At 64.2% G+C, this 13,169-nt stretch carries 16 protein-coding genes; 12 read left to right on the top strand and 4 right to left on the bottom strand.

Annotated features, from left to right (window positions below; genetic code table 11):
• Positions 1–107: 107 nt before the first annotated feature.
• A complete protein-coding gene (locus FXV83_RS07640; protein ID WP_148738578.1) occupies positions 108–674 on the bottom strand; it encodes a DUF3280 domain-containing protein in 567 nt (188 codons plus the stop codon).
• A 58-nt stretch (positions 675–732) separates the two neighbouring features.
• Between FXV83_RS07640 and FXV83_RS07635 the strand changes: the two genes are divergently transcribed.
• The 6 genes from FXV83_RS07635 (at position 733) to FXV83_RS07610 (ending at position 5,587) form a co-directional block, all read left to right on the top strand.
• Positions 733–1,914 (top strand): ABC transporter substrate-binding protein, encoded by a 1,182-nt coding sequence (locus FXV83_RS07635; protein ID WP_148738577.1) that lies wholly within the window; start codon positions 733–735, stop codon positions 1,912–1,914.
• 8 nt (positions 1,915–1,922) lie between these two features.
• Positions 1,923–2,885 carry a YVTN family beta-propeller repeat protein gene (locus FXV83_RS07630; protein ID WP_488226260.1) on the top strand — a complete coding sequence of 321 codons (963 nt, stop codon included), beginning with the start codon at positions 1,923–1,925 and terminating at the stop codon, positions 2,883–2,885.
• Positions 2,882–3,691: an ABC transporter ATP-binding protein gene (locus tag FXV83_RS07625; RefSeq protein ID WP_148738575.1), complete on the top strand. Its 810-nt coding sequence runs from the start codon at positions 2,882–2,884 to the stop codon at positions 3,689–3,691. Before FXV83_RS07630 ends, FXV83_RS07625 begins: the two co-directional genes overlap by 4 nt.
• Positions 3,688–4,536: an ABC transporter permease gene (locus FXV83_RS07620; RefSeq protein ID WP_148738574.1), complete on the top strand. Its 849-nt coding sequence runs from the start codon at positions 3,688–3,690 to the stop codon at positions 4,534–4,536. Before FXV83_RS07625 ends, FXV83_RS07620 begins: the two co-directional genes overlap by 4 nt.
• Entirely contained in the window at positions 4,533–5,147 is a 615-nt protein-coding gene (locus FXV83_RS07615) for a hypothetical protein (protein ID WP_148738573.1), read from the top strand. The genes FXV83_RS07620 and FXV83_RS07615 overlap by 4 nt, the downstream gene beginning before the upstream one ends.
• 140 nt (positions 5,148–5,287) lie before the next feature.
• Positions 5,288–5,587 (top strand): copper-binding protein, encoded by a 300-nt coding sequence (locus FXV83_RS07610; RefSeq protein ID WP_148738572.1) that lies wholly within the window; start codon positions 5,288–5,290, stop codon positions 5,585–5,587.
• A gap of 242 nt (positions 5,588–5,829) precedes the next feature.
• Here the strand turns inward: FXV83_RS07610 and FXV83_RS07605 are convergent, their stop codons facing one another.
• On the bottom strand, positions 5,830–6,387 hold the full coding sequence (locus FXV83_RS07605; protein ID WP_148738571.1) for a PQQ-dependent catabolism-associated CXXCW motif protein: 558 nt from the start codon (positions 6,385–6,387) through the stop codon (positions 5,830–5,832).
• Positions 6,384–7,265, bottom strand: a complete 882-nt coding sequence (locus FXV83_RS07600) for a substrate-binding domain-containing protein (protein ID WP_148738570.1) — start codon at positions 7,263–7,265, stop codon at positions 6,384–6,386. Before FXV83_RS07600 ends, FXV83_RS07605 begins: the two co-directional genes overlap by 4 nt.
• A 147-nt stretch (positions 7,266–7,412) precedes the next feature.
• On the opposite strand from FXV83_RS07600, the gene FXV83_RS07595 reads away from it, so the two are divergent.
• Positions 7,413–8,321, top strand: coding sequence for a quinoprotein relay system zinc metallohydrolase 2 (locus tag FXV83_RS07595; protein ID WP_430648928.1), 909 nt, complete (start codon positions 7,413–7,415; stop codon positions 8,319–8,321).
• 65 nt (positions 8,322–8,386) lie between these two features.
• The gene (locus FXV83_RS07590) at positions 8,387–9,205 is read left to right on the top strand and encodes a quinoprotein dehydrogenase-associated SoxYZ-like carrier (protein WP_148738568.1); all 819 of its coding nucleotides are present in this window, start codon (positions 8,387–8,389) and stop codon (positions 9,203–9,205) included.
• Positions 9,206–9,407: 202 nt separating this feature from the next.
• On the opposite strand, the gene FXV83_RS07585 is transcribed toward FXV83_RS07590, so the two are convergent.
• Positions 9,408–9,767, bottom strand: a complete 360-nt coding sequence (locus FXV83_RS07585; protein WP_148738567.1) for a hypothetical protein — start codon at positions 9,765–9,767, stop codon at positions 9,408–9,410.
• A gap of 119 nt (positions 9,768–9,886) precedes the next feature.
• Here FXV83_RS07585 and FXV83_RS07580 point away from each other — a divergent pair, with 119 nt between their 5' ends.
• Genes FXV83_RS07580 through FXV83_RS07565 form a run of 4 tightly spaced genes read left to right on the top strand, consistent with a single transcriptional unit; the run spans position 9,887 to position 13,145 of the window.
• Complete coding sequence (locus tag FXV83_RS07580) at positions 9,887–10,834, top strand: ABC transporter substrate-binding protein (RefSeq protein ID WP_187435750.1); 948 nt, start codon at positions 9,887–9,889, stop codon at positions 10,832–10,834.
• Between the two features lies 1 nt (position 10,835).
• A complete protein-coding gene (locus tag FXV83_RS07575) occupies positions 10,836–11,573 on the top strand; it encodes an ABC transporter permease (protein WP_148738565.1) in 738 nt (245 codons plus the stop codon).
• Positions 11,563–12,303 carry an ABC transporter ATP-binding protein gene (locus tag FXV83_RS07570; protein WP_187435734.1) on the top strand — a complete coding sequence of 247 codons (741 nt, stop codon included), beginning with the start codon at positions 11,563–11,565 and terminating at the stop codon, positions 12,301–12,303. The genes FXV83_RS07575 and FXV83_RS07570 overlap by 11 nt, the downstream gene beginning before the upstream one ends.
• Positions 12,304–12,350: 47 nt before the next feature.
• A complete protein-coding gene (locus FXV83_RS07565) occupies positions 12,351–13,145 on the top strand; it encodes a pentapeptide repeat-containing protein (RefSeq protein ID WP_187435733.1) in 795 nt (264 codons plus the stop codon).
• The last annotated feature ends 24 nt before the right edge of the window (positions 13,146–13,169 follow it).

The raw sequence follows: 13,169 nt of genomic DNA, 5'->3' as shown, positions 1-13,169 counted from the left end.
TCGCGGAGACAACCCCTCACCCGGCTTCGTTGCTTCGCATCGAATCCACCCTCTCCCACAAGGGGCGAGGGTGCGCCGCCGACGCGGCAAATAGATGCGAAACAAGCCTACTCCCGCTTCCCGTAATTCGGCGCCAGCAAGCGGTTGCGCACCAGATAGCTCATCGTGCGCGACCAGGATTCGTCGGTGTTGCCGCGCATGTCGGCGCTGGCGATCGTGATCATGTTGCCGGTCTTCACGTCGCTCAGGTAGATGTTGAGGTTGATGATCAGGTTCGAGACCTTCTGCACCATGCCGGTGATCTCGAGCTCGGCGCCCAATTGCCCGGCAAAGGTGAGATCGCAATTGCCGCAGGCCTGCAGATTGCTGTGACGGGCGGCATCCCTGACAGGGGCAATATCGAGCAGCTGGAACCGGCCTGACTCCGCCAATTGCTTGCGCAGCTGCTCGCTGATGCGATCGAGCCGCTCCAGCTCCGGCTTCGAGCCGTAGAACTCACCGGGCAGGCTGGTGTCGATCAGCTCGAAATCGAACACCGCAAGCTTCGGCGGATCGGCCAACGCGGCCGACGCCGTCAACAATAAAGCCGCGATGGTCATCAGCGCTCGCATGATCGTGATTCCAGCGCGCGCGAGGACGAAATGCGGGGTTGCAAGCCGGGCTAAATCGGTCATGCTTTAGCAGAGACAATTCTCCATCGGCGGTCAAGCCGGGGAGACCTACGGAGGAAGCATGATCCGATGGTTGGTCGGCCTGATCGGCTTGAGTCTGGCGGCCACGCAAGCGCTCGCGGCGGACCCAGCCCTGATCGGCGTCGGCTATCTCGGCCTCGCCGGCACCAGATCGACGCTGTCGCTGGTCGAGCAGCCCGCCGAGAATGACGGCCTCGCCGGCGCACGCCTTGCGATCGAGGACAACAATACGACCGGAAAATTCCTCAACCAGCGATTTACGCTGGAAGAACGCCGGATCAAGGAGGGCGAGGATGCGGTGCGGGCTGCGACCGACCTTGCCGCGCGCAACGGCTTCATCATCGCCGACCTTCCGGCCGACGCGCTGTTGAAGGTCGCAGATAGCCTGCGCGAGCGCGGCACGCTGCTGTTCAACGCCGGCGCGATCGACGAGCGGCTGCGCGAGGCCGATTGCCGCTCCAATGTCGTCCACACCGCGCCGACGCGGGCGATGCTGGCGGATGCGCTCGGCCAGTATCTGGTGTGGAAGCAGTGGAAGCGCTGGCTGCTCGTTGTCGGCTCGCATGACGAGGACAAGCTGTTTGCCGACGCGCTACGACGCGCGGCGACGCGGTTCGGCGCCAAGATCGTGCAGGAGCGCACGTTCGAGGACACCGGCGGCGCGCGCCGCACCGACTCTGGCGTGACGCTGATCCAGCGCCAGATGCCGGTGTTCACGCAGCAGGCGCCGGCTTATGACGTGCTGGTGGCCGCCGACGAGAGCGAGGTGTTCGCAGCCTATCTGCCCTACCGCACCTGGGACCCGCGCCCGGTCGCCGGCTCGGCTGGCCTCGTGCCGCGCAGCTGGGACGCGGCGCAGGACCAATGGGGCGCGATCCAGATGCAGAACCGCTTCATCAAGCTGAACTCACGACGGATGACCGCGCTCGACATGCAGGCCTGGACCGCGGTGCGCATGATCGGCGAAGCGACCTCGCGCACCAACTCCGGCGACGTCAGGAAGGTCAGCGACTTCATCAAGGGGCCGGATTTTTCCGTCGCCGCCTTCAAGGGCACAAAGCTGACCTTGCGCGACTGGAACCTGCAGCTTCGCCAGCCGATCCTGCTGGTCGACGGCCGCATGGTGGTGTCGGTGTCGCCGCAGGAGGGCTTTTTGCACCAGGTCTCGGAGCTCGATACGCTCGGATATGATCGCCCGGAGAGCAAATGCAAGCTGAAGTGAGAACGCGGATGTTGTGGCGTGTGGGATTGCTGTCTGGCCTCGCGCTTGCGGCGGCGCCGGCGCATGCGTTCATCGCCTATATCTCGAACGAGAAGGGCAACACGGTCTCGGTGATCGACACCGAGAGCTGGACGGTGACCAAGACCATCAAGGTCGGCCAGCGCCCGCGTGGCATCGAATTCACCCGCGACGGCAAGTTCGTTATGGTGGCGGTCGGCGACGACGACACCATCCAGGTGATCGACGCCAAGACGCAGAGCGTAGTGGACAGCCTGCCCTCCGGTCCCGATCCTGAACTATTCGCCCAGGATGCCGCCGGAAAGATCCTCTACGTCGCCAATGAGAACGACAATACGGTGACCGTGATCGACCTGGAGAAGCGCGCCCGCATCGGCGACATCCAGGTCGGCGTCGAGCCCGAAGGCATGACCATCAGCCCCGACGGCAAGACGCTGATCAACACCTCGGAAACCACCAACATGGCGCATTTCATCGATACGGACTCGCGCCAGATCGTCGCCAACGTGCTGGTCGACGCGCGGCCGCGCTTTGCCGAATTCAGGCACGACAGCTCCGAATTGTGGGTATCCTCCGAGATCGGCGGCACCGTGTCGATCATTGATCCCAAAAAGCACGAGGTGACCGGCAAGGTCACGTTCGAGATCCCGGGCCTGCGGAAAGAGGCGATCCAGCCGGTCGGCATCGGCATGACCAAGGACGACAAAACCGCCTTCATCGCGCTTGGACCCGCCAACCGCGTCGCCGTGGTCGACACCGCCACGCGCAAGGTGACGAAATATCTCTTGGTCGGACAACGGGTCTGGCACATGGCGTTCACGCCGGACGAAAAATACCTGCTCACCACCAACGGCGTGTCCAACGATGTCTCCGTGATCGACGTCGCCGCGCAAAAAGTGATCAAGACCATTCAGGTGGGCGAACTGCCCTGGGGCGTCACGATCGCGCCATGACCAGTCCCGCCCCCATAGCCGAGACACGCGACTCTGCGCCAAAGCCTGATCCGGCTGCCGTGCCGGCGCTGTCGATCGATGGGGTCAGCCATGCCTATGGCCCGCGCCGGGCGCTGAGCGATGTCTCCTTCAACGTCGCTCCGGCGAGCTTCACTGCACTGCTCGGTCTCAATGGCGCCGGCAAGAGCACGCTGTTTTCGCTGATTACGCGGCTGTTCGGCATCCAGTCCGGCCATGTCGGCATTTTCGGTCATGACGTCAGCAGCATGCCCGGCGAGGCGCTGCGGCTGCTCGGCGTCGTGTTCCAGCCGCGTACGCTCGATCTCGATCTGTCGCTGACGCAGAACCTGCTCTATCACGCGGCCCTCCACGGCATCGGCCGCCGCGATGCCGCGGCGCGCGCCGCCGAACTGCTCGATCGCATCCGCCTTGCCGAGCGCGCCGGCAGCAAGGTGCGCGATCTCTCCGGCGGACAGATGCGGCGGCTGGAAATCGCGCGCGCGCTGCTGCACCGGCCGCGGCTGTTGCTGCTGGACGAGCCGACCGTGGGCCTCGACGTCAAGGCGCGCGCCGACATCATCAGCCATGTCCGCCAGCTCGTCACAGAACAAGGCATCGGCGTGCTCTGGGCGACGCATCTGTTCGATGAGATTGCGCCCGGCGACGATCTCGTCGTGCTGCACCAGGGCAAGGTGCTGGCAAAGGGTCCCGTCGGCCGCGTCATCACTGATGCCGGAGCGCAGGACGTCAACACCGCCTTCATGCGCCTGACCGGCGCGCAAGTGATGCCGGGGGGCGGCGCATGAGCACCATCACTGCCCACGACACGCCACGCGGCTTCTCGTTCGCCGAGTACATGACCTGTCTCACCGGCATCGTCTGGCGCGAGGGACTGCGTTTCCTGCATCAGCGCGAGCGCTTCGTCTCGGCGCTGGTGCGCCCCCTGGTGTGGCTGTTCATCTTCGCCGCCGGCTTCCGGCAGGTGCTCGGCATTTCCATCATCCCGCCGTACGAGACCTACATCCTCTATGAGGTCTTTATCGCGCCCGGGCTGATGGCGATGATCCAGCTCTTCAACGGCATGCAGTCCTCGCTGTCGATGGTCTATGACCGCGAGATGGGAAATATGCGTACGCTGCTGGTGAGCCCGCTGCCGCGCGGGTTCCTGCTGTTCTGCAAGCTGCTCGCGGGCACCGCGGTGTCGCTGCTCCAGGTCTATGCGTTCCTCCTAATCGCCTGGTTCTGGGATATCACCCCTCCTCCGGTCGGCTATCTCACGGTGCTGCCGGCGCTGATCCTGTCCGGATTGATGCTGGGCTCGCTCGGCATGCTGATCTCCTCCGGCATCAAGCAGCTGGAGAATTTTGCTGGCGTGATGAATTTCGTGATCTTCCCGATGTTCTTCGCCTCCTCCGCGCTCTACCCGCTGTGGCGGGTGCAGGAGGGCAGCCCCTATCTCTACTATGTCTGCGAAGCCAATCCGTTCACCCACGCGGTCGAGCTGATCCGCTTCGCGCTGTACGGACAGATCAACTGGGTCTCGCTGGCCGTGGTTGCGACCTGCACAATCGTCTTCATGATCGGGGCGATTATCGCTTATGATCCTTCGCGCGGGCTGACGCGACGCGGGCCCGCGGGAGGCGAAGGATGATGTTCCGGATGGTGACCATGGCCGCCGTGGCGCTCGCAATCGCGGGCACCGCCGCGCGCGCGGCCGATCCGCGCTATCCCGACTGGCCCTGCACCCAAGCCAAGGTTCCCGATATTTCGCTCGCCGCCGTGTGGGCCGGGCCGCCGGTCGACGACGTCCAGAGCAAGTGGAAGGACGATGCGAAGGTCAGCGCGCTGGTCGCAAAATTGTCGGCCCGGAAGACGCCGTTGGACGAGGCCGAGAGGTCGGTCAAGGAATTCCTGGCGGGCTCCGCAGCCGACAAGACAGCGAATGCAAAGCTGCTATTCGCCGGTTTGTTCGATACGCTTAACGCCCAGCGCTCCCAGGTGATGAGCGGCCTCGAACGGGTCAGCCGCAAGCAGCGCGAGGCCGCCGACAAGATCCGCGAGGAGGCGGTTCAGCTCCAGGCGCTTCAAAGCGCGACGCCGCGCGACGAAGCCAAGGTCGAGGCGCTCAACAACGATCTGATCTGGAAGACCCGCATTTTCGAGGACCGCCACAAGGTTGTGCGTTTCGTCTGCGAGGTTCCGACCGCGATCGACCAGCGCCTGTTCGCGCTTGGCCGCGTGATCCAGCAAGAGCTGGAATAGCGTCAACCTCGCTGACGGCTTACAAAATAGTTCCGCGATGGGATCGCAGCGATCGTTAACCGTTTTGCTTCGCTATCTCCCGGAACCAAATCGATCTAGAATGTCTTGTCGACCTGATGTTCGAACGCCGGGAGGCCTCGATGGGAACAACCAAATTCATCTTCGCAGGCGCTGCGGTCATTGGCATGCTCGCATCCAGCGCTTTCGCTGACGACATGACCGGAATGGTCACCAAGATCGACCGGCTGAACGGCACGATCTCGATCCAGCAGACGCAGAAGGGAACGGTCGGCGGCAGCGCCGGCGGCGCTGGCGCGCTCCAGGAGTACAAGGCCAAGGACGCCGCGATGCTCGATACCGTCCATGCCGGTGACAGGGTGAATTACGCTGCGACCGACACCAACGGCACGGGGACGCTGACGAAGCTGCAGAAGCAGTAGTTGGGTCTGCACCTCACCCCGCTTGCGGGGAGAGGTCGGAATTCGAGCGCAGCTTGAATTCCGGTGAGGGGGAGCTTCCGCGAGTCCGTCCAGTCGACATACGCGAAGCTTCGCCCACATCGTCATTGCGAGCAGAATCTTTCCGCGGAGGGACTCTGGATTGCTTCGCCGCGCTCGCAATGGCGAGGAGGAAGGATGTGCGTCTCTGTCTGACACCGTGATCGCGCGGGTGATGCGAGCTGTTACTGCTCCGGCCGCGGCTCCGACTGCGCCGCTTCGGTCGGAAGCTTGGCGTGTTCCCAGCCGTCGGTGCCGTCGGGATACCAGGCGACGTTGGAATAGCCGTCGGCCAACGCGTGCTTGGCGGCATTCCAGGACATCCAGCAGTCGGCCAGGCAATAGATCACGAGCAGCGCCGCCTGGTCGCCGCGCGAGGCTCGCGCAAGGCCGTCGCGAAAATAATCGTCCATGGCAGGCGGTAATGCGCCGTAACCGGTATCCGGAAGCCAGATGCTGCCGGGAATGTTCTTGCGCGGCGCCTCGCGCCAGACAGTACCTGCGGGAAGGTTCTTCGGCTTCGGCGGACGCGGCATCACATCGATGAAGGCCCCAGTCTTCGTCCGCCAGATCGCCTCGGCTTCCGCTGTGGTGAGCACGCGCGCGCCTGCAAGCGTCGCCGGTACCGGGGCGCGATAATTGTCGGTGCGATAACCCTCGGGTTCGAACGGCTCCTGCTGCTGCGCAAGTACCGGTGCCGCGATCGCGGCGGCGACAAACGCAGCGGCAACGTGCCGCCTCATGGCGCCTTCTTGGCCGTCTCCGCGCCGAGCGGCCGGTCGCTCTCGTCCAGCAGGGGCACGCCGAAGTCGAGCAGAATTTTATTGATCTCGCCCTGGTTCTCCTGGATCAGCTTGTTGAGCTGCCGCTTCCAGTTCTGGTCGGCGGCGCGCACGCCCATACCGATGCGATAGGCCAGTTTTGGTCCGGCGGTTTCTTTCACCAGCGGCGTGACATGGAGCGAGCCGGCCTTTTTCGCATAGAATCCGGCCATCGGCCCCCACAGCACGCCGGCGTCGATCTTGCCGGCGGTGAGATCGTCGATCATCGCCTGCGCCGAATTGTCGAAGCGGGTGTCGATCATTAAGGGATAAGGCTTTGCATCCCCCATCAGGCCGGCGATCGCCATGTTGGTCGCCGGCGGCGTGCCGGCGACGATGCCGACATGCTTACCCTTCAGCCGCGCGTCTTCGAGCGTGTCGACCTCTTCGAGGCCGCTGCCCGTTTTGGCGACCAGCGCGTACGACGTTCGATAATAGGGATTGGTACCCTGCACGAGATCGTCGCCTTGCGGATAACCCATGATGACGTCGCAACGATGTGCGCCCAGCGTCATCCTTACGAAGCCCGTGGCTTGCGGGAAGAACACGTAGTCGAGCTTCTTCTGCAGCTTGTCCGCAAACAGCTCGGCGAGCTTGTTCTCGAACCCTTCGCCCTTTTCGTTCGAGAACGGCAAGTTGCGCGGATCGGAGCAGACGCGCAGCACTTTCGGGTCGACCAGCTCGAACGAGAGGTCGCCACTGTCGCTCGTTTGCGCGACGGCAACGTCGCCGATCGCGCAAGACGCCGCCATGACACACAGCGAAAATAACCAGCGACGATGTCGTCCGGCCTCCATCATCGCGCTTCCTCCTCATTCTGTTCGAATGCTATCCATGCAACGCACGGACGCACCATGTTTCGCCAACTTTGTGTTGGTTTGACTTTGCTGCAGTGCAATGCGGCAAACCCTTTGAACTGAGGCGGCAAATTGTCCCACATCACTTCAATGATCGCAGCCTTGGCCCTGCTGGGACTCGCGACGCTAGCACGTGCCGAACCGGCCGAATTGCCTGTAAGCGAAGTCGCGCCGGGAATATTCGTACACTCTGGGACCATTGCCCTGATGACGCGCGAGAATGAGGGGACCATCGCCAATGTAGGTTTCATCATCGGCGAGGATGCGGTGGCCGTGATCGATACCGGCGGCAGCGTCCGTGAAGGCGAGGCGCTGCTCGCGGCGGTGCGAGTCCGTACCAAAAAGCCGATCCGATACGTCATCAACACCCATGGCCATCCCGACCATGTCTTCGGCAACGGGGCCTTTGTCGCGGAGGGAACCAGATTCGTCGGTCACAGCAAGCTGCCGCAGGCGCTGACGACGCGCGGGCCGTATTATCTCGACAATTTCAGGCGGATCATGGGCGATGAATTGATCTCCCCGGTCAAGATCGTGCCGCCCACGCTGCTCGTCACGGATACGCTGACGCTCGATCTCGGATTGCGCCGCCTGACCTTGCGGGCCTGGCCCGCTGCACACAGCGACAACGATCTCACTGTGCTCGACGAGACGACCAAAACCCTGTTCGCAGGCGACCTCGTCTTTCTCCGCCACATTCCGGTCATGGATGGCAGCATTCGCGGCTGGCTTGCCTTGCTCCAAGAGCTTGAGACCGTTCCGGCGGTCCGCGTTGTCCCCGGTCACGGCCCCGTGACCGACTGGCCAGCGGCGTTGGCCGATGAACGCCGTTACCTTTCGACGCTGCTGTCCGACGTCCGCGCGCTCAATAGGAAGGGCGAGCCGATCCGGACCGTCGCGGACAAGGCAGCCGGCTCGGAACGGGCGCATTGGGAGCTGTTCGACGACTACAACGCCCGCAACGCAACCGCAGCATTTTCAGAAATTGAATGGGAGTAGCGGACGCGCTACGCTTGATCTTGAGATCAGCTGGCTAACTGCTTCGTTCGCGCGGGACCATGATCATGATGGGGCATAACATCCGCCTGACTCTTGTCGCCGCGCTGCTCGGCTTGGCATTCGCTGCCCCTGTGCGCGCTGAGGAGGCCTATGATCCCTGGCCGGGCCTGGTACAGGACATCTTCAACAACCGTCCGATGCAGGACGGCTCCGACGTCATCGGCATCGACATGCCGTATCGCGCCGAGGATGCCGCGATCGTGCCCGTGACCTTGCACAGCAAGCTGTCGCCCGGCGATAGCCGCCGCATCCGCGCGATCACGCTGGTGATCGACCGCAACCCGGCGCCGATGGCGGCGAAGTTCGAGCTTGGGCCGGACGCCAACGTCACGGAAATCTCAACCCGCGTGCGCGTCAACAACTACACCGACGTCCACGCCGTGGCAGAGCTCAGCGACGGCCAGCTCTACGTCGCCAAGACCTATGTGAAGGCATCCGGCGGCTGCTCCGCTCCGGCGGGGAAGAACGCCGAGGAAGCCACGAGCCGGCTCGGCCAGATGCGCTATCGGCAGTTCGCGCGTGAGGCTGCGCCGGCCAGCCACATCCGCGAAGCGCAGATCATGATCGGCCATCCTAACAATTCCGGCCTTCAGATGGACCAGGTCACGCAGCTCTATATCCCGGCCTTCTTCGTCAACCAGCTCAAGCTGACGCAGGACGACAGCCTTGTACTCGGGATGGAGGGCGGCATCTCGATCTCGGAAGATCCTAATCTGCGCTTCACCTATGTCTCCAACGGCGCCAAGCGTTTCCGCGCGGAAGCCAAGGATACGGACGGACATGTGTTCCGCAACGAGTGGGACGTGGAGAAGCCGGGGACGTAGTGACCCTCGCGCTGAATTTCCCTCTCCCCTTGTGGGAGAGGGTGGATCGCCGCGTAGCGGCGAGACGGGTGAGGGGTTCTATCCACGTGCTTCTCTCACGGTTGAGTTTGCGGAAGCGACCCCTCATCCGGCGCTTCGCGCCACCTTCTCCCACAAGGGGAGAAGGGACAGCACCGTTCGCGCGTCCGGCTAACGTCGATGGCTAGAAGCACCTCACCTCGGCTTCCGCCTGCGCGCGCCTGAGATCATTCACTGCCGAGTTCGCCTGCTCCGAGGTGCGAAACTGCGTGCCGAGATTGCCGCGCACCTGGGACATGCTGAGCGCGGTTTCCGCGGTGACGTAGCGCTCATAGGGGACGATCGAGGCCACCACGTCGATCGAGCAGGAACATTGCTCGATCGACTGCCGGCTCTCGCCATTGGCTTTCATGCAGCCATAGACGTATTCGGCACGCGCCGAGGTCGGATAATCATTGACCTCGTCGGCTCGCGCCACGCACGCGGTCGCCGCCAGCGCCGCCAATGCGGCGACAATCGGTCGTAGCTGTCCCGCCAGATTCATGCGCGTCCTCCCGCTGGTTGCGATCAAAGCTATGCTATGCGTATTGTCCTGAAAAGTACTCCTTCGAGGAAACGGCTCACAAGGTGACGAGACTTCTTGGTCGAACATTGGCGCTCGCGATGACGCTGGCGCTGACGCAGGTCGCAACCGGCCGTGCTGCGGATGCGATCCGCCTTGCGGTGCAGAAGACCGGAACATTCTCCTGGGAGCTGGCCACGATCCGCGCCAATGGGCTCGACAAGGAGGCCGACCTCTCGCTCGAGGTCACCGAGCTTGCGAGTCCCGAGGCCGGCAAGATCGCGCTGCGCGCCGGCAATGCCAACATCATGCTGTCGGACTGGCTCTGGGTGTCGCGCGAGCGCGCGCTCGGCGCCAAGCTGACCTTCTATCCCTATTCCAGCGCCCTCGGTGCGGTCATGGTGCCGGCGGCGTCGCCGATCAAGACCCTCGCCGACCTCAAGGGACGCAAGCTCGGCGTCGGCGGCGGCCCGATCGACAAGAGCTGGCTGCTGCTGCAAGCGCGGATGAAGCAGGACGGCATCGACCTGAAGTCGGAGGCAACCATAGCCTATGGCGCGCCGCCCCTGATCGCCGCGAAGGCACTCGACGGCGAGATGGATGCGAGCCTCAACTTCTGGAATTTCTGCGCACAATTGGAGGCCAAGGGCTTCCGGCGCCTCGCCGGCATCGAGGACATTTTGCCGAAGCTCGGCGCCAAGGGCGCGGTCTCCGCAGTCGGCTATGTCTTCGACGAGAGCTGGGCGGCCAGCCATCGCGAGGCGGTGGCGCGTTTCATTGCGATGACCCGCAAGGCCAAGCAGCTGCTGGTCACGTCAGATGCAGCCTGGGAGAAGATCGCGCCGCTCACCGGGACCACCGATCCGGCCGTGCTCAAGACCTACCGCGAGCGCTATCGCGACGGCATTCCGCGGCGGAGCATCGCTGACGAGGAGGCCGATGCGCGCGTGCTCTACCGCGTGCTGGCCGAGACCGGCGGCCGTGATTTGGTTGGGCCCGCGGCCGAACTCGATCCGGGCACCTTCTATCACGCAGTTCCCGGAGATTGAGGTGCTGCGTCTGGTTTCGTTTGCCCTGTTCCTCGCCGTCTGGTGGACCGCCGCGCTGTTCGTCGGCGGTGCAAAGCTGCCCTCCCCGCCCGCCGTGCTCGACGTCATGATCGCGGAAGCCGCGAGCGGCGCACTGTTCCTGCATCTCGGCGCCACGCTCGCGCGGGTCGCGCTCGCCTTCGTGCTGGCGATGTCGCTCGGCAGTGCCATCGGCTATCTGATGGGCCGGGTGAAGCTCGCCGATCGGCTCGGCGATCCCTGGCTGATCCTGCTCTTGAACCTGCCAGCACTGGTGGTGATCGTGCTCGCCTATATCTGGGCGGGCCTGACCGAAGCGGCTGCGATCGCGGCGATCGCCATCAACAAGCTGCCGACCGCGGTTGTCACCTTGCGCGAAGGCACCCGCGCGCTCGACCGCTCGCTGGACGAGATGGCGAGCGTGTTCGCAATGCCGCGCTGGCGCGCGTTCCGTCATGTCGTGCTGCCACAGCTTGCGCCCTATGTCGCTGCCTCCGCACGTTCCGGACTGTCGCTGGTGTGGAAGATCGTGCTGGTCGCCGAGCTTTTGGGGCGACCGAACGGCGTCGGCTTCGAGATCGGGGTCGCGTTCCAGCTGTTCGACACACCGCGGCTGCTCGCCTATTCCCTGACGTTTGCCGCCGTCGTGCTCGTGATCGAGACAGCACTGGTGCAGCCGTTCGAAGCCCATGCAAACAGGTGGCGGCCCCGTGCGGCTTGAGGTCGGTATTACAGGCAAGACGTTCAGGAGTGCCGCGGGCGGAACGCACGAGGTGCTGGCACCGATCAAGTTTGCGCTTCAATCGGGCGAGGTCGGGGTGCTGATCGGTCCGTCCGGCTGCGGCAAGAGCACGATGCTGCGCATCATCCTCGGGCTCGATCGCGACTTCGCCGGACAGGTCGCGCGGCCGCCGGAGGCGCGGATTGGGATGGTGTTCCAGGAGCCGCGGCTGTTGCCGTGGCGCTCGGTCGAGCAGAACGTGCGTCTCGCCGCGCCCAATATCAGCGATGCGAAGTTGTCGGAGCTGTTCAGAATCCTGGAGCTGGAGGCGCATCGCAGCCACTTTCCCGGCGAATTGTCGCTGGGGCTTGCCCGCCGCGTCGCGCTGGCCCGCGCATTTGCGGTCGAGCCCGATCTGCTCGTGCTCGACGAGCCCCTCGCCTCGCTCGACGACGCCCTTTCAGGCCGCCTGCGCGACGAGATCGCGACGCTGGTCGCAAGCCGCCCGGTGATGACGCTGCTCGTCACTCACAGCATCGACGACGCGGTGCGTCTCGGCGATCGACTGTTCTTCCTGTCGCCGCGCCCGGCGCGCATTCTGGCCGAGGTGCCCATTGCCATCGCGCGCGAGGCGCGCGGCGACGCCGCGATTGCAGCGATCAAGGCTGGGCTTGCGCGGCAAGTCCAGGGTGAACAGGGCGACGATGACGCCGGGCCGGATGTCTCATAGGCAGCCGTGCGGCAGGTGTGCTAGACTAGCCGCAGCGGAGTCTGCTGATGACGCGAACATTCGCCCTGACGACGCTTTGCCTCGCTCTGCTCGCGACAACGACGCGCGCGCAGGACATGATGCGCGGCCTCGATCTGACGTCACCCGCCATGGTCTCCGCTGAAATGAGCCGGCAGGAGGTCGAGGCCATGCTGGCCAAAGCGAGCGCCGGCGCGCCTGCCGATTTGACCGGCAAGCGGCTGTCGGGGCTCGATCTCAGTGGTCTTGACCTGACCGACGCCATTCTCCGCGCGGCACGGCTGAACAAGACGAAACTCGCGGGTGCCCGGCTTGATGGAGCGATCCTCGATCAGGCATGGCTGCTGGATGCGGATCTGACAGGCGCGAGCCTGAAGCGGGCCAATCTGTTTGCGTCGCAGATGGCACGCGCTCGCCTCGACGGCGCCGATCTGACCGGTGCGCGCATCGCGGCCGATCTCAGCGGCGCAAGTCTGGTCGGCGCGTCGATCGCGGATGCGCATCTCGGCGCCGATATGCGCAACCAGTCGATGGGGTTGATGCGCGCCGTGCTGCGATCAGCCAATCTGGCACGGTTGAACGCGCGCAACGCCGACCTGTCGCGGGTCGATCTCGAGTTTGCCTCCCTCACGGGAGCCGACCTGACCGGGGCTTCGCTCAGGAACGCCCAGCTCGGCGGTGCCGATCTGACCGGGGCGACCGTCATCGACACCGATTTCGAGGGTGCCGATCTCACATCCGCCAGGCTGATTGCACCGATCGGTCTTGACCGCGCCAAGAATTTCGACAAGGCAAAAAACGGCGAGCGCCTGATCAAGCAATAACGGCGCCGCTTGGGAGGACGATTT

The organism is Bradyrhizobium hipponense, from assembly GCF_008123965.1.
GTDB classification, from domain to species: Bacteria; Pseudomonadota; Alphaproteobacteria; order Rhizobiales; family Xanthobacteraceae; genus Bradyrhizobium; species Bradyrhizobium hipponense.
The sequence above is the reverse complement of the archived record's forward strand: the minus strand, read 5'-3'. Positions and strand labels throughout refer to the sequence as shown.

Coding starts and splice junctions, on each gene's coding strand:
- FXV83_RS07640 (WP_148738578.1), bottom strand. CDS start 674: ATGACCGATTTAGCCCGGCTTGCAACCCCGCATTTCGTCCTCGCGCGC.
- FXV83_RS07635 (WP_148738577.1), top strand. CDS start 733: ATGATCCGATGGTTGGTCGGCCTGATCGGCTTGAGTCTGGCGGCCACG.
- FXV83_RS07630 (WP_488226260.1), top strand. CDS start 1,923: ATGTTGTGGCGTGTGGGATTGCTGTCTGGCCTCGCGCTTGCGGCGGCG.
- FXV83_RS07625 (WP_148738575.1), top strand. CDS start 2,882: ATGACCAGTCCCGCCCCCATAGCCGAGACACGCGACTCTGCGCCAAAG.
- FXV83_RS07620 (WP_148738574.1), top strand. CDS start 3,688: ATGAGCACCATCACTGCCCACGACACGCCACGCGGCTTCTCGTTCGCC.
- FXV83_RS07615 (WP_148738573.1), top strand. CDS start 4,533: ATGATGTTCCGGATGGTGACCATGGCCGCCGTGGCGCTCGCAATCGCG.
- FXV83_RS07610 (WP_148738572.1), top strand. CDS start 5,288: ATGGGAACAACCAAATTCATCTTCGCAGGCGCTGCGGTCATTGGCATG.
- FXV83_RS07605 (WP_148738571.1), bottom strand. CDS start 6,387: ATGAGGCGGCACGTTGCCGCTGCGTTTGTCGCCGCCGCGATCGCGGCA.
- FXV83_RS07600 (WP_148738570.1), bottom strand. CDS start 7,265: ATGATGGAGGCCGGACGACATCGTCGCTGGTTATTTTCGCTGTGTGTC.
- FXV83_RS07595 (WP_430648928.1), top strand. CDS start 7,413: ATGATCGCAGCCTTGGCCCTGCTGGGACTCGCGACGCTAGCACGTGCC.
- FXV83_RS07590 (WP_148738568.1), top strand. CDS start 8,387: ATGATGGGGCATAACATCCGCCTGACTCTTGTCGCCGCGCTGCTCGGC.
- FXV83_RS07585 (WP_148738567.1), bottom strand. CDS start 9,767: ATGAATCTGGCGGGACAGCTACGACCGATTGTCGCCGCATTGGCGGCG.
- FXV83_RS07580 (WP_187435750.1), top strand. CDS start 9,887: ATGACGCTGGCGCTGACGCAGGTCGCAACCGGCCGTGCTGCGGATGCG.
- FXV83_RS07565 (WP_187435733.1), top strand. CDS start 12,351: ATGACGCGAACATTCGCCCTGACGACGCTTTGCCTCGCTCTGCTCGCG.